17 protein-coding genes are annotated in these 18,178 nt (G+C 70.0%); 12 read left to right on the top strand and 5 right to left on the bottom strand.

Features of this window, described 5'->3' with window-relative positions; genetic code table 11:
* Window positions 1-131: 131 nt before the first annotated feature.
* From gshB to PCA_RS04560, 6 genes are all read left to right on the top strand, one after another.
* Window positions 132-1,094 (top strand): glutathione synthase, encoded by a 963-nt coding sequence (gshB, locus tag PCA_RS04585; RefSeq protein ID WP_181301418.1) that lies wholly within the window; start codon window positions 132-134, stop codon window positions 1,092-1,094.
* Complete coding sequence (locus PCA_RS04580; protein ID WP_181301417.1) at window positions 1,091-1,951, top strand: energy transducer TonB; 861 nt, start codon at window positions 1,091-1,093, stop codon at window positions 1,949-1,951. The genes gshB and PCA_RS04580 overlap by 4 nt, the downstream gene beginning before the upstream one ends.
* A 70-nt stretch (window positions 1,952-2,021) precedes the next feature.
* Window positions 2,022-2,591: a YqgE/AlgH family protein gene (locus PCA_RS04575; protein ID WP_181301416.1), complete on the top strand. Its 570-nt coding sequence runs from the start codon at window positions 2,022-2,024 to the stop codon at window positions 2,589-2,591.
* The gene (ruvX, locus tag PCA_RS04570) at window positions 2,588-3,037 is read left to right on the top strand and encodes a Holliday junction resolvase RuvX (RefSeq protein ID WP_181301415.1); all 450 of its coding nucleotides are present in this window, start codon (window positions 2,588-2,590) and stop codon (window positions 3,035-3,037) included. Before PCA_RS04575 ends, ruvX begins: the two co-directional genes overlap by 4 nt.
* Entirely contained in the window at window positions 3,034-3,960 is a 927-nt protein-coding gene (locus PCA_RS04565; protein ID WP_181301414.1) for an aspartate carbamoyltransferase catalytic subunit, read from the top strand. Before ruvX ends, PCA_RS04565 begins: the two co-directional genes overlap by 4 nt.
* A gap of 119 nt (window positions 3,961-4,079) precedes the next feature.
* A complete protein-coding gene (locus PCA_RS04560) occupies window positions 4,080-5,879 on the top strand; it encodes a hypothetical protein (RefSeq protein WP_181301413.1) in 1,800 nt (599 codons plus the stop codon).
* A 72-nt stretch (window positions 5,880-5,951) separates the two neighbouring features.
* On the opposite strand, the gene PCA_RS04555 is transcribed toward PCA_RS04560, so the two are convergent.
* Window positions 5,952-7,118, bottom strand: a complete 1,167-nt coding sequence (locus PCA_RS04555) for a PilT/PilU family type 4a pilus ATPase (protein ID WP_181301412.1) — start codon at window positions 7,116-7,118, stop codon at window positions 5,952-5,954.
* Window positions 7,119-7,250: 132 nt separating this feature from the next.
* A complete protein-coding gene (locus tag PCA_RS04550; RefSeq protein ID WP_181301411.1) occupies window positions 7,251-8,288 on the bottom strand; it encodes a type IV pilus twitching motility protein PilT in 1,038 nt (345 codons plus the stop codon).
* 319 nt (window positions 8,289-8,607) lie between these two features.
* On the opposite strand from PCA_RS04550, the gene proC reads away from it, so the two are divergent.
* The gene (proC, locus tag PCA_RS04545) at window positions 8,608-9,435 is read left to right on the top strand and encodes a pyrroline-5-carboxylate reductase (RefSeq protein WP_181301410.1); all 828 of its coding nucleotides are present in this window, start codon (window positions 8,608-8,610) and stop codon (window positions 9,433-9,435) included.
* Window positions 9,432-10,007 carry a YggT family protein gene (locus tag PCA_RS04540; RefSeq protein WP_181301409.1) on the top strand — a complete coding sequence of 192 codons (576 nt, stop codon included), beginning with the start codon at window positions 9,432-9,434 and terminating at the stop codon, window positions 10,005-10,007. The genes proC and PCA_RS04540 overlap by 4 nt, the downstream gene beginning before the upstream one ends.
* 102 nt (window positions 10,008-10,109) lie before the next feature.
* On the opposite strand, the gene PCA_RS04535 is transcribed toward PCA_RS04540, so the two are convergent.
* Window positions 10,110-10,898, bottom strand: a complete 789-nt coding sequence (locus tag PCA_RS04535) for a TorF family putative porin (protein WP_343204408.1) — start codon at window positions 10,896-10,898, stop codon at window positions 10,110-10,112.
* The gene (locus PCA_RS04530; protein WP_181301408.1) at window positions 10,895-12,412 is read right to left on the bottom strand and encodes a BCCT family transporter; all 1,518 of its coding nucleotides are present in this window, start codon (window positions 12,410-12,412) and stop codon (window positions 10,895-10,897) included. Before PCA_RS04530 ends, PCA_RS04535 begins: the two co-directional genes overlap by 4 nt.
* A gap of 300 nt (window positions 12,413-12,712) precedes the next feature.
* Here PCA_RS04530 and betI point away from each other — a divergent pair, with 300 nt between their 5' ends.
* Genes betI through betA form a run of 3 tightly spaced genes read left to right on the top strand, consistent with a single transcriptional unit; the run spans window position 12,713 to window position 16,537 of the window.
* Window positions 12,713-13,303, top strand: a complete 591-nt coding sequence (gene betI, locus PCA_RS04525) for a transcriptional regulator BetI (protein ID WP_181301407.1) — start codon at window positions 12,713-12,715, stop codon at window positions 13,301-13,303.
* Between the two features lie 28 nt (window positions 13,304-13,331).
* A complete protein-coding gene (gene betB / locus PCA_RS04520; RefSeq protein WP_181301406.1) occupies window positions 13,332-14,804 on the top strand; it encodes a betaine-aldehyde dehydrogenase in 1,473 nt (490 codons plus the stop codon).
* A gap of 56 nt (window positions 14,805-14,860) precedes the next feature.
* The gene (betA, locus tag PCA_RS04515; protein WP_181301405.1) at window positions 14,861-16,537 is read left to right on the top strand and encodes a choline dehydrogenase; all 1,677 of its coding nucleotides are present in this window, start codon (window positions 14,861-14,863) and stop codon (window positions 16,535-16,537) included.
* A 66-nt stretch (window positions 16,538-16,603) separates the two neighbouring features.
* On the opposite strand, the gene pdxH is transcribed toward betA, so the two are convergent.
* Window positions 16,604-17,215 (bottom strand): pyridoxamine 5'-phosphate oxidase, encoded by a 612-nt coding sequence (pdxH, locus tag PCA_RS04510; RefSeq protein WP_343204414.1) that lies wholly within the window; start codon window positions 17,213-17,215, stop codon window positions 16,604-16,606.
* 112 nt (window positions 17,216-17,327) lie between these two features.
* Between pdxH and PCA_RS04505 the strand changes: the two genes are divergently transcribed.
* Window positions 17,328-18,167, top strand: a complete 840-nt coding sequence (locus PCA_RS04505; RefSeq protein ID WP_181301403.1) for a kinase — start codon at window positions 17,328-17,330, stop codon at window positions 18,165-18,167.
* Window positions 18,168-18,178: the final 11 nt, after the last annotated feature.

The raw sequence follows: 18,178 nt of genomic DNA, 5'->3' as shown, positions 1-18,178 counted from the left end.
CGCACATCGACAGCGTTGAACCCTCAGCGGCACATCGGGACGCACGCGCTTGTCGCCGCCCGCGGGGTCGGCGAACATCGTCGTTCCCCGTCGGCGCGTCGCGCCGCAGAAACCTGCCGTGGAGAATCACGATGTCCCTTTCGGTCGCGGTGCTGATGGACCCCATCGGGGCGATCAAGCCGGCCAAGGACACCAGCCTGGCCATGCTGCTGGAAGCGCAGCGCCGCGGCCATGTCCTGCACTACATGGAACAGGGCGACCTGGCGCTCCGCGACGGCGCCCCCTGGGCCCGGCTGCGCCCGCTTTCGGTGCGCGACGACGCGCACGACTGGTTCAGCCTGGGCGACGCGCAGTGGCGCGACCTGCGCGTGCTGGACGTGGTGCTGATGCGCAAGGACCCGCCGGTCGACGCCCAGTTCATCTACGACACCATGGTGCTGGAGGCCGCCCAGCGCGGCGGCGTGAACGTGGTGAACGACCCGCGCTCGCTGCGCGACTGCAACGAGAAGCTGTTCGCCCTGCAGTTCCCGCAATGCTGCGCGCCCACCCTGGTGTCGCGCGACGCGGCCGAACTGCGCCGCTTCGTGGGCGAGCACGGCGAGGCGGTGCTGAAGCCGCTGGACGGCATGGGCGGGCGCGGCATCTTCCGCGTGAAGGCCGGCGACAGCAACCTCAACTCCATGCTGGAAACCCTGCTGGCCGGCGGCCCGCACGGCGAGGGCCGGCATTTCGCGATCGCGCAGAAGTTCATCCCGGCGATCAGCGCGGGCGACAAGCGCATCCTGCTGATCGACGGCGAGCCGGTGCCGTACGCGCTGGCGCGCATCCCGCAGGGCGACGAATTCCGCGGCAACCTGGCCGCCGGCGGCCGCGGCGAGGGCGTGCCGCTGTCCGAGCGCGACCGCTGGATCGCGGCCCAGGTGGCGCCGGAACTGCGCCGGCGCGGCCTGCGCTTCGTGGGCCTGGACGTGATCGGCGACTGGCTCACCGAGATCAACGTCACCTCGCCGACCTGCGCGCGCGAACTGGATGCGCAATTCGGCCTTAATATCGCTGGCCTGCTGTTCGACGCCCTCGAGAAACCTGCTCCGTGAGTTCCGCCGCCGCACGCCCCGCCGCCGATCCGATCGGCGCGACCCTGCTGTTCTCGCTGCTGCTGCACGGCGTGCTGCTGCTGGGCGTCACCTTCCATTTCGCCAAGCCCACGCCCAGCCTGCCCACGCTGGACGTCACCCTGGTCAACGTGGCCAACCGCGACGCGCCGGACAAGGCCGACTTCCTGGCCCAGGCGAACAACAGCGGCGGCGGCCAGAGCGACCATGCGGCGCGGCCGTCGCAGCCGTTCTCCGGTGCGCTGCCCAAGCCCGATCCCGGCACCGCGATGCAGGCCGTGGCCGCCGCCACCCCGCAGCCGCGCGAGGCCACGCCGCGGCGCATGGTCACCACCAGCGGCCGCGCCGACTTCAGCGTGGACAGCGACACCGCGCACACCGAAGTGCCGCCGCAGGAAGCGCCCAGCGCCGCGGAACTGCGCCGCCAGCAGGAGATGGCCCAGCTCGCCGCCGAGCTGCGCGACCAGACCCAGGCCTACGCCAAGCGCCCGCGCAAGAAGTACATCTCGGCGAACACCCGCGAATACGTCTACGCCGCCTACATGCGCGGCTGGTCCGACCGCGTGCAGCGGGTGGGCAACCTGAACTACCCGGAAGAGGCGCGCCGGCGCGGCCTGCACGGCGACCTGCTGCTGACCGTGGGCATCAACCGCGACGGCAGCATCCACAGCATCGACGTGATCCACAGCTCCGGCCAGCCGCTGCTGGACGCCGCCGCCGAACGCATCGTGCGGCTGGCCGCGCCGTTCCCCGCCCTGCCCGCCGAGGCGAAGGTGGACGAGTTGTACATCACCCGCACCTGGCAGTTCCTGCCCGGCGGCGTGCTGAGAAGCAAATAGGTTCCCGGCACTGCCGGAGCCGGGCGACGCGGTTCATCACGCCGCGCTGCCGCGGGCTTACAATGCGCGCATGAGCCGCACCGAACCGCCCACCCTCACCGGCCATTTCCTGATCGCCATGCCGGGCCTGGCCGAACCGCCGTTTTCCCGCGGTGTGGCCTTGCTCTGCCAGCACAACGAGGAAGGCGCGGTGGGGCTGCTGGTGAACCAGCTCTCGCAGTACCGCTTCGGCGACGTGCTGGCGCAGATGAAGCTGGAATGCAGCGACGTTGAGCTGGCCGACGCGCCGGTGCTGATCGGCGGCCCGGTGCAGCAGGAGCGCGGCTTCGTGCTGCACCGCGAGCCCGGCCACTGGGAATCCAGCTACCGCATCAACGCCGCCTGGTCGGTGACGACCTCGCGCGACATTCTGGTGGCGATGGCCGCCGGCGACGGCCCGCGCCAGGCGATCATGGCGCTGGGCTACGCGGGCTGGGACGCCGGCCAGCTCGAGCAGGAACTGAAGGCGAACGCCTGGCTCACCGCCGAGGCCAGCGAGCGCGTGGTGTTCGACACGCCGCTGGAGGAGCGCTGGAGCGCTGCCGCCGGCCTGGTCGGCGTCGATCCCATGCAGCTCACCGGCTACGCGGGCCACGCATGAATTGCGCCTTCGGTTTCGACGTCGGCAGCAAGCTGATCGGCGTCGCCGTGGGCCACCGCCTCACCGCCAGCGCCCGCGCGCTGGGCACCGTGGCGATGCGCGACGGCACGCCCGACTGGCCCGCGCTGGACGCGCTGCGCACGCAGTGGCTGCCCGATGCCTGGGTGGTGGGCCTGCCCTTGGCGCTGGACGGCGGCGAACAAGCCGCCAGCCGCCGCGCGCGCCGCTTCGCGCAGCAACTCGGCGCGCGCTACCAGGCGGCCGTGGAGCTGGTGGACGAACGCCACAGCTCGCAGGAGGCCGCGCGCCGCTTCGCCGCCGCCCGCGCGGCCGGACTCAAGCGTCGCCGCGACGCCGCCGCCATCGATGCCGAAGCCGCCGCCGTGATCCTGGAGCGCTGGCTGGCCACACCCTCTTCCGACCCTGCCACCGCGGCCCTTCCATGACCCCACGCCTGCGCCACCTCACCACGCTGGAAAACCTGCCGCGTGCCAGCATCGAGCGCCTGCTCGACCGCGCCATCGCGATGCGCGACGCCTGCGCGCACGGCACCCGCAAGCTGGACACGCTGGCCGGGCGCACCGTGCTGAACCTGTTCTTCGAACCCTCCACGCGCACCCGCACCTCGTTCGAGCTGGCGGCGCGGCGGCTGGGCGCGGACGTGCTGAACTTCGACATCGGCTTTTCCTCCACCGCCAAGGGCGAGGCGCTGTACGACACCTTGCACACGCTGGAGGCGATGCACCTGGACGCGATCGTGGTGCGCCACAAGGTCTCCGGCACGCCGGAGGAACTGGTGCGCCACGCGATGAGCGGCGTGTCGGTGGTGAACGCCGGCGACGGCAACCGCGCCCACCCCACCCAGGGCCTGCTCGACGCGCTGACGATCCGCCAGCACCGCCCGGATTTCGAGAACCTCGTGGTGACGATCTGCGGCGACATCCGCCACTCGCGCGTGGCCCGCTCGGACGTGCACGCGCTGGCCGCGCTGGGCACCAGGGAAATCCGCCTGTGCGGACCCGCCCCGCTGCTGCCGGACCCCGCCGAGTTTCCCAACTGCCGCCACACCGAGGATTTCGACAGCGCCATCGAGGGCGCCAACGTGGCGATCATGCTGCGCCTGCAGAAGGAACGCATGGCCGCCACCGACCTTCCGGACGAAGCCGCGTATTTCCGCCACTACGGCCTGGACGCGCGCCGCCTCGCCCGTGCCGCGCGGGGCTGCCTGGTGATGCACCCGGGCCCGCTCAACCGCGGCATCGAGATCGCCGACGAGGTGGCCGACGGCGCCCAGTCGCGCATCCTCGAACAGGTGGCGAACGGCGTGTTCGTGCGCATGGCCGTGCTGGGCGAATTGCTGGCGCGCTGAGCGCCGCGGGTCGTGCCGGACCGCCCGTATCGCCGGGCGGTCGTTCGTTTTGCGCCGCAGCAAGCCTCCGCGCAAAGAGGCATAATGCGCGCCGCGGCATCCATCATCCGGGGAACACCATGCAATCGAGGACGCGCTTCATCGCGCTGGGGCTGGCGTGCGTCGCGCTGGCGGCCTGTTCGCACAAGGACAGGAACGCGCCACTGGCCTTCGCGCCGGCGGACACCCCGTATGCGGTCGCGAACCTGGCCCCGCTGGACGACGACACCCGCAAGGCGCTGCTGGCCCAGGCCGACCTGCAACTGCCCTCGCAGCTGGCCCAACTGGAAGCGTTCGCCACCCGCCAGCAGAGCGCCGATCCGGATGCCGCGCGGCTGGTGCGCGCCTTGGGCGCCGAACTCAAGGGCAAGACCATCGAAGGTTTCGCCCAGGCCAACGGCATCGACCTCAAGGGCCGCTTCGCGCTGTACGGCGAAGGCATGGCGCCGGTGCTGCGCTCCGACCTGGCCGACCCCAAGGCGTTCGAGGGCTTCCTGGACCGGCTGGAAACCGCCTACGGCAAGAAACTCGATACCGCGACGATAGGCACGCAGCGCTACCGCCGGCAGGTGTTCCCCGCCTCCGGCACCGAACTGGTGCTCGCCGTCACCGGCAAGCAACTGGTGGCGGCGCTGCTGCCGGCCGACCCCGCGACGCCGCTGCTGCGGCTGGCGCTGGGCCTGGACCGCCCGGCGAAGAGCCTGCAGGACGACAACCGCCTCGCCGACCTGGCCCGGGACAAGGGCTACGCGAAGTGGCTGGTGGGCCAGTTCGACCTGGTCCGCGCGCTGCCGCTGATGGTCTCCGGCAGCGACCCGCTGATCGCCGCGATCCGCATCGCCCACGCCAGCGCCGAGTCGGCCAAGACCGGCGAACCGGTGCCCAACCTGCTGCAGGCCTCGCCGGCCTGCGCGCCGGAGGCCGGCCGCATCGCCGCCCGCGTACCGTCGATGAGCTTCGGCTACACCCGCCTGGACGCCACGCACCAGGACGTGCGCTTCGACCTGGCGCTGGCCGCGGACATCACCAAGGCGTTCAGCAGCCTCAAGGTGGACCTGCCCGGCCTGGGCGGCGGCGGCACGGCGCCGTTCGACCTCAGCCTGGCGCTGCCGGTGGCGCCGCTGCGCACGTTCTGGGCGGCGCAGGCCGACGCGGTGGCGGCCACGCCGTTCACCTGCCCGATGCTGACCGACCTCAACGATGCGTTCGCCAAACTGGGCGACGCGGCGCCGAAGGCGGCGATCCCGCCGTTCGGCAACCTGCTCGGCCTGCGCCTCGCGCTGGACACGCTGCAGGCGGACAAGACCAGCAGCCTGCCCGCCTTCACCGGCCGCATCGTGCTGGGCAGCACCGACCCCGCCGGCCTGCTCGCCACGGGCCAGATGATGGTGCCCGCGCTGGCCCGGCTGAAGCCGGTCGCCGGCGGCGCGCCGGTGGCCCTGCCCAAGGACATGAGCACCATGTTCGGCGGCCCGGCCTGGCTGGCCTCCGGCGACAAGGCGCTCGCGCTGGGCGCCGGCGCCGGCGAGGACGCCAAGCTCGCCGGCACCTTGCAGGACCCGGTGGGCGGCCCCGGCCAGATGGCGCGCATGCACCTCAGCGGCGCGATGTACCTGGACTGGCTGAAGTTCATGGAGGCGAAGTCGGACGGCCTCGCCAACGCCGCCGCGGTGATGAGCAAGAACGACGAGCCCGGCATCAACGGCGGCGAGGGCTCGCCGGCCGACGAGGCCGCCCAGGCCGCGGCCGACGCGGCCCGCACCAAGGCGCAGTTCGCCGCGATGGAGGCCCAGGCGCAGCGCGTGGACGGCATCGACGCCGAGATGCACGTGACCGGCGACGGCATCGTGGTCACCAGCCACACCACGCTCAAGCAGTAGGCCGCAGCGACGGCCGGAACGAAGAAGGCGCCCCGCGGGCGCCTTCTTCGTTCCGGGCCCGGCGCATCCGCCTCAGCGCTGCAACAGGCCGCCGCCGAAGTTGTCGCCGCCGCGCGGCTGTTCCACTTCCACGCCTTCCAGCCCCTGCGACAAGGTGTGGGCGTCGCCGCCCTGCGCCAGCTTGATGCGCAGGCGCACCTCGTTCGCGCTGTCGGCGTGGCGCAGCGCGTCCTCGTAGCTGATCTCGCCGGCGTGGTACAGCTCGACCAGGCTCTGGTCGAAGGTCTTCATGCCGAGCAGGTTGGACTCCTTCATGACCTCCTTCAGCTTGTGCACCTCGCCCTGGCGGATGTAGTCCTGCACCAGCGGCGTGCCGAGCAGGATTTCCACCGCCACCCGGCGCGCCTTGCCGTCCGGCGTGGGGATCAGCTGCTGCGCGACCACGCCCTTGAGGTTCAGCGACAGGTCCATGAACAGCTGCTGGCGCCGGTCCTCCGGGAAGAAGTGCAGGATGCGGTCCATCGCCTGGTTCGCGTTGTTCGCGTGCAGCGTGCACAGGCACAGGTGGCCGGTTTCGGCGAAGTTGATCGCGTGTTCCATCGTCTCGCGCGTGCGCACTTCGCCGATCATGATCACGTCGGGCGCCTGGCGCAGGGTGTTCTTCAGCGCGTTCTCCCAGCTGTCGGTGTCGATGCCGAGTTCGCGCTGGGTGATGATGCAGCCCTCGTGCTTGTGCACGTATTCGATCGGGTCCTCGATGGTGATGATGTGCCCGGTCGAGTTCTGGTTGCGGTAGCCGATCATCGACGCCAGCGAGGTGGATTTGCCCGAGCCGGTGGCGCCCACGAAGATGATGATGCCGCGCTTGGTCATCGCCAGCTGCTTGATCACCGGCGGCAGGTTCAGCTCCTCGGTGGTCGGGATCTTCGAATCGATCCGGCGCAGCACCATGCCCACGCAGTTGCGCTGGTAGAAGCAGGACACGCGGAAGCGGCCCACGCCCTGCGCGGAGATCGCGAACTGGCATTCGTGGGTCTTCTCGAACTCCTCGCGCTGGCCGGGCGTCATCACGTTCAGCACCATGTCGCGCGACTGCTGGATCGACAGCGGGCTCTGCGTGATCGGCACGATGCGCCCCTGGATCTTCATCGACGGCGCCACGCCGGCGGTGATGAACAGGTCGGACGCCTGCTTGTGCACCATCAGCTTGAGGAAGGAGGTGAAATCGAAGTCGCTCATGGCGTGTGTCCGGGATACGGGATTCGGGATACGGGATTCGGCGGAAACGCTTGGCAGCCGACACTTCGTCGCAGGGAGTCGGGCAAGGGGCGGGTTTTTCGAATCCCGAATCCCCCAGCCCGGATCCCGGCCCTATCGGAACAAGTCCTTGTTCTTGGCGTAGCCGTACGCTTCCTGGCGCGAGACCAGGCCGCGCTTGACCAGGTCCTGCAGGTTCTGGTCCAGCGTCTGCATGCCGTACTGCTGGCCGGTCTGGATCGCCGAGTACATCTGCGCCACCTTGTCCTCGCGGATCAGGTTGCGGATCGCCGGCACCGCCACCATGATCTCGTGCGCCGCGAGGCGGCCGCCGCCGGTCTTCTTCAGCAGCGACTGCGAGATCACAGCGCGCAGCGATTCGGACAGCATCGAGCGCACCATCGGCTTCTCGCCGGCGGGGAACACGTCGATGATGCGGTCGATGGTCTTGGCCGCCGAGCTGGTGTGCACGGTGGCGAACACCAGGTGTCCGGTTTCCGCCGCGGTCAGCGCGAGGCGGATCGTCTCCAGGTCGCGCAACTCGCCCACCAGGATGAAGTCCGGGTCCTCGCGCAGCGCCGAGCGCAGCGCCTCGTTGAAGCCGTGCGTGTCGCGATGCACCTCGCGCTGGTTGACCAGGCACTTCTGCGAGGTGTGCACGAACTCGATCGGGTCCTCGATCGTGAGCATGTGCCCGTATTCGTTCTTGTTGATGTGGTCGACCATCGCCGCCAGCGTGGTGGACTTGCCCGAGCCGGTCGGGCCGGTGACCAGGATCAGGCCCTGCGGCTGCTCGATCAGCTCCTTGAAGATGCGCGGGCAGCCGAGGTCCTCCAGCGTGAGCACCTCGGAGGGAATGGTACGGAACACCGCGCCGGAGCCGCGGTTCTGGGTGAACGCGTTGACGCGGAAGCGCGCCAGGCCGGGAATCTCGAACGAGAAGTCGGTTTCCAGGAACTCCTCGTAGTCGCGCCGCTGCTTGTCCGACATGATGTCGTACACCAGCGAGTGCACCTGCTTGTGCTCCAGCGCGGGGATGTTGATGCGTCGCACGTCGCCGTCCACGCGGATCATCGGCGGCAGGCCGGCGGAAAGGTGCAGGTCCGATGCCTTGTTCTTCACCGAGAAGGCAAGCAGTTCGGCGATGTCCATCAAAGATTCCCCTCAACCGGTCGTCAGGATGCCGTGGCGGCGATTGCAGCGGAAAGACGGGTGCTGGCGCATCGCGCCGCGCGATACGCGACGCGGACCGGCCATCCGGCTCCCCTTGCAGCGAGCCGATACTACTCGCCGCGCAGGGCGTGCGGCCAGCTTTCGCGGCGGTTTGCGCATCCCGTCACCAAAGCGCGCCGTGATCGCCCGGCGCCACCGTTGCGGGGGCCCGGAACACGGGTTAGCGCCGGCGCCGGTCGCGCAGGAAGACCCCGGCTACGGTAAGGTATGCGGCTGTCCCCGCCACCCAGGATTCCCCATGACACGCATCGCCTTCGTCGGTGGCGGCAACATGGCCCGCAGCCTGATCGGCGGCCTGCTCGCCACCGGCCTGGCGCCCGCCGACCTCCGCGTGGCCGACCCGCAGGCCGAAACCCGCGAAGGGCTGGGGCGCGACTTCGGCGTGGCGACCTGGGCCGAGAACCGGCTGGCCGTGGCCGACGCCGACGTGGTCGTGCTGGCGGTGAAGCCGCAGGCCGTGCCCAAGGTGCAGGCCGAACTGCGCATCGCGCTGCAGGGTCGGCGCCCGCTGCTGATCTCGATCGCCGCCGGCGTGCGGCTGGACCAGCTCGAACGCTGGCTGGGCGCGTTGCCGATCGTGCGCTGCATGCCGAACACGCCGGCGCTGATCGGCGCCGGCGCCACCGGCCTGTGCGCGAACGGCCGGGTCAGCCCGGCGCAACGCGCGCAGGCACAGCACATCATGGACGCGGTGGGCCTCACCCGCTGGATCGACGACGAAACGCTGATGGATACCGTCACCGCGCTTTCCGGCTCCGGGCCGGCCTACTTCTTCGCCCTGGTCGAGGCACTGGAGGAAGCCGCCGTGGCGCAGGGCCTGCCGCGCGACACGGCGCGCGCACTCGCGGCGCAGACCTGCCTCGGCGCCGGCCGCATGCTGGAGCAAACCGGCGAAGACCCCGCCGAGCTGCGTCGCCGCGTCACCTCGCCGAACGGCACCACCCAGGCGGCGCTGGAAAGCTTCGCGGCCGACGGCCTGCCGCGCATCGCCGCACGCGCCATCGCCGCCGCCACCCGCCGCGGCACGGAGATGGCCGCGGCGCTGGACCAGGAGCCGCACGCGTGAGCTATTTCGCCAACGCCCTCGGACTGCTGCTCGAACTCGCGTTCGGCGCCATCGCCGCGCTGTTCCTGCTGCGCGTCGCCGCGGAAGCCTGCCGCGCGGACTTCCACAATCCGCTCAGCCAGTTCATCTACCGCAGCACCAACCCGGTGCTGGCGCCGGTACGCCGCGTGCTGCCGAACTGGCGCCGCATCAATCTCGCCGCCCTGCTGCTGGCATGGCTGGCGATGCTGCTGAAGCGGCTGGCGCTGTTCGCGCTGGTGGGGCTGGTGCCGAACTTCCTTGGCCTGCTGGTGCTGTCGCTGGCCGAGCTGCTCGACTTCGCGCTGCTGTTCTACCTCGTGCTGGTGTTCGGCTGGTCGTTGCTCAGCATGTTCGCCCCCGACCAGGGCCAGCCGCTGCAGCGCCTGCTCGGCGTCATCGTGGGCCCGCTGATGCGCCCGCTGCGCGGACGGCTGACGGTCGGGATGATCGACTTCTCGCCCACCGTGGTGATCATCGGCCTGCTGCTGGCGCGGATGCTGGTGGCGGCGCCGCTGCTCGACCTCGGGATGCGGCTGGCGGTGGTGGGCTGATCGCCCCGCCAAGCTCGCGCTTCCGGGAAGCAGACCCTGGCGCCTGTCCAAGGTCTCTGCGCATGGGACACGCCATGCAGCGGCACAAAACCGCGCGCTCAGTCAGAAGCTGCGGCCGACCGTGAAGTACCACGTGCCCGCGATCGGATTCGAGACATGCAGGCGACCGTTCGAATCGGCCACGCCAGTGCTGTAGGCGCGGTAGACGCCCGCGCCGTTCCAGCCGCGCGCATACGCCAGCGTGGCATCGAAGCCGCCGAAACCGCGGGCGAGCGCGACGCTGGCGTCGCGCCAGCCGTAATCGCGGAAATGGTTCACGCGCTGCCAGCCGTAATGCAGGGTCAGGCCATAGCGATGGCCGAGGTCGATGCGCCGCTTCAGGTCGAGGTAGGTGGAACCGCGCGAGTGCATGCGCTCGCCGATACCGAGGGTCCGGCTGTTGAAGCCGAAGTAGTCGCGCGTCCAGGTAACCGAATAGTCCAGCGACCAGCCGTGCCAGCCCGCGCCGAGGATTGCTTCGCCGTAGTCGTACGGCGTGCCGGTCGCGCTGATCCGGGCGCCGGGATAGCGGTAGTGGTAGAGGGCAGCGCGGTAATCGAGCGCGTCATGGCTGCCCGCATAGCCGGCATAGAGATCCCACTCCATGCGGCCGCCCTCCACGAAGCGCGGGCTCACGCCCGATGCCCAGGTGCCCGCAAACCAGCCTTGCGGCGTGGCGCAATCCAGCCCGCCCTGCAGGGCCGGTCGCCCCCAGCTCTGCTGGAAGCCGCGCGAGACGTACTGCGAAGCGAGTGTCAGATCGCCGCTCCAGCGCCGGCCGGCGTCGTCGGCCCGCGCCGACGTGGCGACACCGCACAGCAGCAGGGCGCTGCAGGCGACACGCGCCCTCACGCGCCACCGCCGGAATCGACTTCCTCGGCCAGCGCCTTGCGCAGGCTCCACGTGTACAGCAGCAGCACCACGGAGAACGGCAGGCCGCACAGCACCACCGCCGTCTGCATCGCGCTGAAACTGCCACCGAGCAGCAGGCCGATGCCCACCACCGTGGTCGCCGCCGCCCAGAACACGCGCAGCCACACCGGCGCATCGCCCTCACCCGAGCCAGCGCGGGTGGAGAGGTTGGCGATCATCAGGGTGCCCGAGTCCACCGGCGTCAGGAACAGCACGAAACCGATCAGCACGGTGACGCCGGCGACGAGGCGGGTCCACGGCAGGTACTCGAACAGCTTGAACAGCGCCATCGGCGGATCGGCCTGCGCCACCTGCCCCAGCTCCGCGACGCCATGGTTGAACACCAGGTCGATGGCGGCGTTGCCGAAGATCGAGAGCCACGCCAGGGTGAAGCCCAACGGGATCAGCAGCACACCGATCACCAGCTCGCGGACGGTGCGCCCGCGCGAGATGCGCGCGATGAACATGCCGACGAACGGCGCCCACGCGATCCACCAGGCCCAGTAGAACAGCGTCCACGCGCCCAGCCAGCCGCGCGCATGGTCGTACAGGTAGAGGTCGAAGCTGCGGCCCACGAACGAGGTGAAGTAGTCGCCCGAGTTCTGCACCATGCCGTCGAACAGGTGCAGGGTCGGCCCGGTCACCAGCACGAACAGCAGCAGCATGCAGAGCAGCCGGATATTGAGGTTGGAGAGCATGGCGATGCCCTTCTCCACTCCCGACATCGCGGCGACCGTCGCCACCACCATCATCACGATCACCAGCCCCACCAGCACCTGCGGCGTGGCCGGAATGCCGAACAGGTAACGCAGGCCGGAGTCGAGCAGCAGCGCGCCGATGCCGAGGTTGGTCACCATCGACACCAGGGTGACCAGAATGCCGAAGCCGTCGACCAGGTCGCCGACCCAGCCGTGGATGCGCTTGCCGAACAGCGGGTACAGCGCCGAACGCAGGGCCAGCGGCAGGTCGCGACGATAGGCGAAGTAGCCGAGCGCGATGGCGATCAACGCGTACAGCGCCCAGCCGTGCAGGCCCCAGTGCAGGAAGGTGGTGACCATGGCGGTGCGTGCCGCCTGCGCGGTCTGGCCCGCGCCCTGCGCCGGTGACAGGAAGTGGTCGAGCGGCTCGTACACCCCGTAGTAGAGCAAGGCGATGCCGATGCCGGAGGAGAACAGCATCGAGGTCCACGAGGCGTAGCTGAAGGCCGGCCGTTCATCGTCCTTGCCCAGCCGGATCGTGCCGTAGCGCGAGGCCGCCAGCCACAGCACGAAGGCCATGCAGGTCACCATCACCAGCATGTAGTACCAGCCGAACACGCGCGAGACCCACGCCTGCGCTTCGTTCAGCCAGTGCTGGCTCGCCTGCGGAAAGACCACCGTGAGCGCGCCGAGCACGAGGATGAGGATGGCCGAGCTGTAGAACACCGGCGCGTTGAGTTGCGGACGGGCATGCATGGCATGCACTCCTGATTGTGAGGTTGCAACGGGTGACGGAAACCATGTTCTTGCGGATCGGACGACGAGGCCCTGTCTGGCGACGGATACCGGCCTTCGTTGCGATGCACCGGGGAGCTCGAGGCCTCCCCGCAGCCCTCGAATCCCGCCGGCAACGCCGTCCGGCCAGACCACCTTGCGGTCCGGCGGGGGGAGCTTAATCTTTATTGATTGATCAATCAATAAAGATAATATAGGCTGCGCCGCATGGCTCCCCGGCGTCTGTCCGGGCGCCCCTTCCCTCTGCACAGGCGATGCCCGATGCCCAAGCTCGGCATGCAACCCATCCGGCGCAAGCAACTGATCCACGCCACCTTCGAGACGATCAACGAAGTGGGCCTGGCGGACACCACCATGGCCCTGGTGGCCCGCAAGGCCGGGCTCTCCACCGGCATCGTGAGCCACTACTTCGGCGACAAGGACGGCCTGCTCAACGCCACCATGCGCCACATCCTGCGCGAGCTGCGCGACGCGGTCGCCGCCTGCCGCGCGCGCGCGGACGCCAACCCGCGCGCGCAGTTGCGCGCCATCATCGAAGGCAACTTCCACGAGAGCCAGATCAGCCCCACCGCCATGCGGGTGTGGCTGACCTTCTGGGCGGCGAGCATGCACCAGCCCGAGCTGCGCCGGCTGCAGCGCTCCAACGACCATCGCCTGTATTCCAACCTGTGCCACCAGTTCCACCGCGCGCTGCCGCTGCAGCAGGCGCGCTGCGCCGCGCGCGGGCTCGCGGCGATGATCGACGGCCTGTGGCTGCGCGCCAGCCTCGCCGGCGGCCCGCTCGACGTCGACCAGATCCGCCAGACCGCCTACGACTACCTCGACCACCACCTGCCACTGAACGCCCACTGAGCGGCGCCCGCGCACGCAAGGAAGCCCCATGGCCAAGCACGAACTCCACAAGCTCTATATCCACGGCCAGCCGGTCGACGCCACCAGTGGCGAGACCTTCGAGGTCGTCAACCCCGCCAACGGCGAGGTGCTGGCCGAGGTGCAGCGCGCCGCGCAGGCCGATGTCGAGCGGGCCGTCGCCAGCGCGGAGGAAGGCCAGCGGGCATGGGCCGCGATGACCGCGGTGCAGCGTGCGCGCATCCTGCGCCGCGCGGTCGACCTGCTGCGCGAGCGCAACGACGAGCTGGCCATGCTGGAGACGCTCAACACCGGCAAGGCCTACGCCGAGACCTCCACGGTGGACATCGTCACCGGCGCCGACGTGCTGGAGTACTACGCCGGCCTGGCCGCCGCCATCGAAGGCGAGCAGGTGCCGCTGCGCGAATCGAGCTTCTTCTATACCCGCCGCGAGCCGCTGGGCGTGGTGGCCGGCATCGGCGCGTGGAACTACCCGATCCAGATCGCGCTGTGGAAATCCGCCCCGGCCCTGGCCGCGGGCAACGCGATGATCTTCAAGCCGAGCGAAGTCACCCCGCTGACCGCCAACAAGCTCGCCGAGATCTACACCGAGGCCGGCGTGCCGGCTGGCGTGTTCAACGTGGTGCACGGCCAGGGCCGCCAGGTCGGCCAGTGGATCACCGAACATTCGCGCATCGAGAAGATCTCCTTCACCGGCGGCGTGGAGACCGGCAAGAAGGTGATGGCCAGCGCCGCCGCCTCCTCGCTGAAGGAGGTGACCATGGAACTCGGCGGCAAGTCGCCGCTGATCGTGTTCCCCGATGTCGACATCGCCCGCGCCGCCGACATCGCGGTGATGGCCAACTTCTTCAGCTCCGGCCAGGTGTGCACCAACGGCACCCGCGTGTTCGTGCATCACAGCATCAAGGCCGCGTTCGAAGCCGCCGTCGTCGAGCGCGTGCGGCGCATCCGCCTGGGCAATCCCGTCGACCCGGCCACCAACTTCGGCCCGCTCGCCAGCTTCCCGCACATGGAGAAGGTGCTGTCGCTGATCGAAAGCGGCAAGCGCGAAGGCGCCCGACTGCTCGCCGGCGGTGCCCGCGAACTGGGCGGCAGCTACGCCAGCGGCGCCTACGTGCAGCCCACCGTGTTCAGCGACTGCCGCGACGACATGACCATCGTGCGCGAGGAGATCTTCGGGCCGGTGATGAGCATCCTCGAATGGCACGACGAACAGGAAGTGGTCGCGCGCGCCAACGACACCCACTTCGGCCTCGCCGCGGGCGTGGTCACACCCGACCTGGCGCAGGCGCATCGCGTCGTCCACCAGCTCCAGGTCGGCATCTGCTGGATCAACACCTGGGGCGAATCGCCGGCGGAGATGCCGGTGGGTGGCTACAAGCAATCCGGCGTGGGCCGCGAGAACGGCATCAGCACGCTGGCCCACTACACGCGCATCAAGTCGGTGCAGGTCGAGCTGGGGCCGTACGCCTCGGTGTTCTGAATCGTCACGCAGGACGCCCCGCCACGACGCCGCCCCCTTCCATGCAAGGTATTCCCATGAGCGACATCCAAACCTACGACTACATCGTCATCGGCGCCGGTTCGGCAGGCAACGTACTGGCCACGCGGCTGACCGAGGATGCCGACGTCACGGTCCTGCTGCTCGAGGCAGGCGGCCCGGACTATCGTCTCGACTTCCGCACGCAGATGCCGGCGGCGCTGGCGTACCCGCTGCAGGGCCGCCGCTACAACTGGGCGTACCTCACCGATCCCGAGCCGCACATGGACAATCGCCGCATGGAGTGCGGCCGCGGCAAGGGCCTGGGCGGTTCCTCGCTGATCAACGGCATGTGCTACATCCGCGGCAACGCGCTGGACTACGACCACTGGGCCAGGCGCCCGGGCCTGGAAAACTGGACCTATCTCGACTGCCTGCCCTACTTCCGCAAGGCCGAGACGCGCGACATCGGTCCCAACGACTACCACGGCGGCGACGGCCCGCTGCGCGTCACCACGCCCAGGAACGGCAACAACGAACTGTTCCACGCCATGGTCGAGGCCGGCGTGCAGGCCGGCTACCCGCGCACCGACGACCTCAACGGCTACCAGCAGGAAGGCTTCGGCCCGATGGACCGCACGGTGACGCCGCAGGGCCGCCGCTCCAGCACGGCGCGCGGCTACCTGGATCTGGCGCGCCCGCGGCCCAACCTCACCATCGTCACCCACGCGCTGACCGAGCGCATCCTGTTCTCCGGCAAGCAGGCCACCGGCGCGGCGTGGCTGCGCGGCGAGCAGCGGCATGAGGCGCGCGTGCGCCGCGAAGTGCTGCTGTGCGGCGGCGCCATCGCCTCGCCGCAGATCCTGCAGCGCTCGGGCGTGGGCCCGGCCGACCTGCTGCGCGGCCTGGACATCCCGCTGGTGCACCACCTGCCCGGCGTAGGCGCCAACCTGCAGGACCACCTCGAGATGTACATGCAGTGGGAGTGCAAGCAGCCGGTGTCGCTGGTGCCCGCGCTGAAGTGGCACAACAAGCCGGGGATCGGCGCCGAATGGCTGTTCAACGGCACCGGCATCGGCGCCAGCAACCAGTTCGAGGCCGGCGGCTTCATCCGCAGCCACGAAGACTTCGACTGGCCGAACCTGCAGTACCACTTCCTGCCGATCGCCGTCAATTACAACGGCTCCAACCCGATCAAGGTGCACAGCTTCCAGGCGCACGTCGGTTCGATGCGCTCGCCAAGCCGCGGCCGCATCCAGGTGCAGTCGCGCGATCCCCGCCAGGATCCCGGCATCCTGTTCAACTACATGTCGCACGAACAGGACTGGCGCGAGTTCCGCGCGGCGATCCGCATCACCCGCGAGATCATGCAGCAGAAGGCGATGGACCCCTACCGCGGCCGCGAGATCTCGCCCGGCGGCGAGCTGCAGACCGACGCCCAGATCGACGCGTTCGTGCGCGCCCACGCGGAAACCGCCTACCACCCATCCTGCTCGAACCAGATGGGCGACGGCGACATGTGCGTGGTCGACGGCCAGGGGCGCGTGCACGGCATGCAGGGCCTGCGCGTGGTGGATGCCTCGATCATGCCGCAGGTGGTCACCGGCAACCTCAACGCGCCCACGATCATGATCGCGGAGAAGATCGCCGACGCGATCCGCGGCCGCGCCCCGCTGGCACGCTCCGCCGCGCCCTACTACATCGCCGGCGGCGCTCCGTTGCGCAGCGGCGCCTGAGGCGCGGCCACGCGGCAAGCCGCCGACCCGGCCCATGGCCGGGTCGGCCTGACCAGGAAGAGGCTCTCAGGGATACAGCAGCCGGTGCGTCCAGGTCTGGCCGTGCCGGCTCCAGCGCACGCGCTCGTGCAGGCGGAACTCGGCGCCGTACCAGAACTCGACCATGTCCGGCTCGACCAGGTAGCCGCCCCAGTGCGGCGGACGAGGCACGTCGCGGCCGTCGAATTCGCGCTCGTAACGCGCCACGCGCTCGTCGAAACTGCGCCGCTCGGGCAGGGTCTGCGACTGCAGCGAGGCCCATGCGCCGATCTGGCTGCCGCGCGGCCGGGTGGCGAAGTAGGCGTCGGATTCCTCCGCCTGCAGCTTGCGCGCCACCCCTTCCACGCGCACCTGCACGCCGTGGCGCAGCGGCTTCCAGTGGAAGCACAGCGCCACCTGCGGATGCGCCGCCAGCTGGCTGCCCTTGTCGCTGTCGTAGTTGGTGTGGAAGCGCAGGCCGCGCTCGTCCACCCCCTTGAGCAGCACGATGCGCGAGGCCACGCGGCCGTCGGCATCCACGCTGGACAGATTCATCGCGGTGGGCTCGAGGTCGCCGGAGGCCTTGGCCTCCTCCAGCAACTGCCGGAAAGTCTGCAGAATCTCTGGGCTCAGCATGGCTTTGAAACTTTTCCCTTGAATCGTGGCGCGCTCGCGCCATCATGGCGCAGATGAAACGCCCACATCTTAACCCAATCCTCCTTGCCGGCCGTGCCTGCGGCCGGCCGCGACCGATCGCCGCGGAAGGACGCCCATGAGCGCAGCCAAGCCGCGCATCGCCGCACCGAACGCCTCGTTGGCCGGGCACCTGCTGGACCAGTACGCGGGGCGCATCGCACGCGCGCGCCGGCCCTACATCATCGGCGTGTCCGGCCTGCAGGGCAGCGGCAAGAGCACGCTGGCGCGCGAGATGAAGGCGCAGGCCGAGGCGCGCGGCTGGCCCACCGAGGTGCTGTCGCTGGACGACTTCTACTACTCGCGCGGCGACCGCGAGCAGATGGCCCAGGAAATCCACCCGCTGCTGCGCACCCGCGGCGTGCCGGGCACGCACGAGATCGAGCTGCTGCTCACCGTGCTGGCCGCGCTGCCGCAGGCCTCGGAGCGGCTGCCGGTGGCGTGGCCGCGTTTCGACAAGGGCCGCGACACGCGCACCCCGCCCTCGCGCTGGCCGCGCGTCGTCCGGCCGCCGCGGCTGGTGATCGTCGAGGGTTGGGCGCTGGGCCTGCGGCCGCAGTCGCAGGCCGCGCTGGAGGCGCCGGTGAACCGGCTGGAGCGCGAGGAGGACCCCGACGGCGACTGGCGTCACTGGGTCAACAAGCAGCTGCGCGGCTATCAGCCGCTGTGGCGCAAGTTCGACGCGCTGATCGTGCTGCAGGCGCCGAACTGGGACGTGGTGCGCCGCTGGCGCGGCGAGACCGAGCAGGAACTGCTGGCCCGGCACGCGCCGCTGGCGATGGAGGCGCCCGCCATGGAGCGCTTCCTGCAGCATTTCGAGCGGCTCAGCCGCCACGCGCTGGCCACGCTCCCGGCGCTGGCCGACAGCTGCGTGGAGTACGACGACGACCGCCACATGACCGCGCTCACGCATTCGTGAGCCCGGCGGCG

This window comes from Rhodanobacter sp. PCA2 (assembly GCF_013620825.1).
Classification (GTDB): domain Bacteria; phylum Pseudomonadota; class Gammaproteobacteria; order Xanthomonadales; family Rhodanobacteraceae; genus Rhodanobacter_A.
This window is presented reverse-complemented; position numbering and strand designations above follow the sequence as displayed.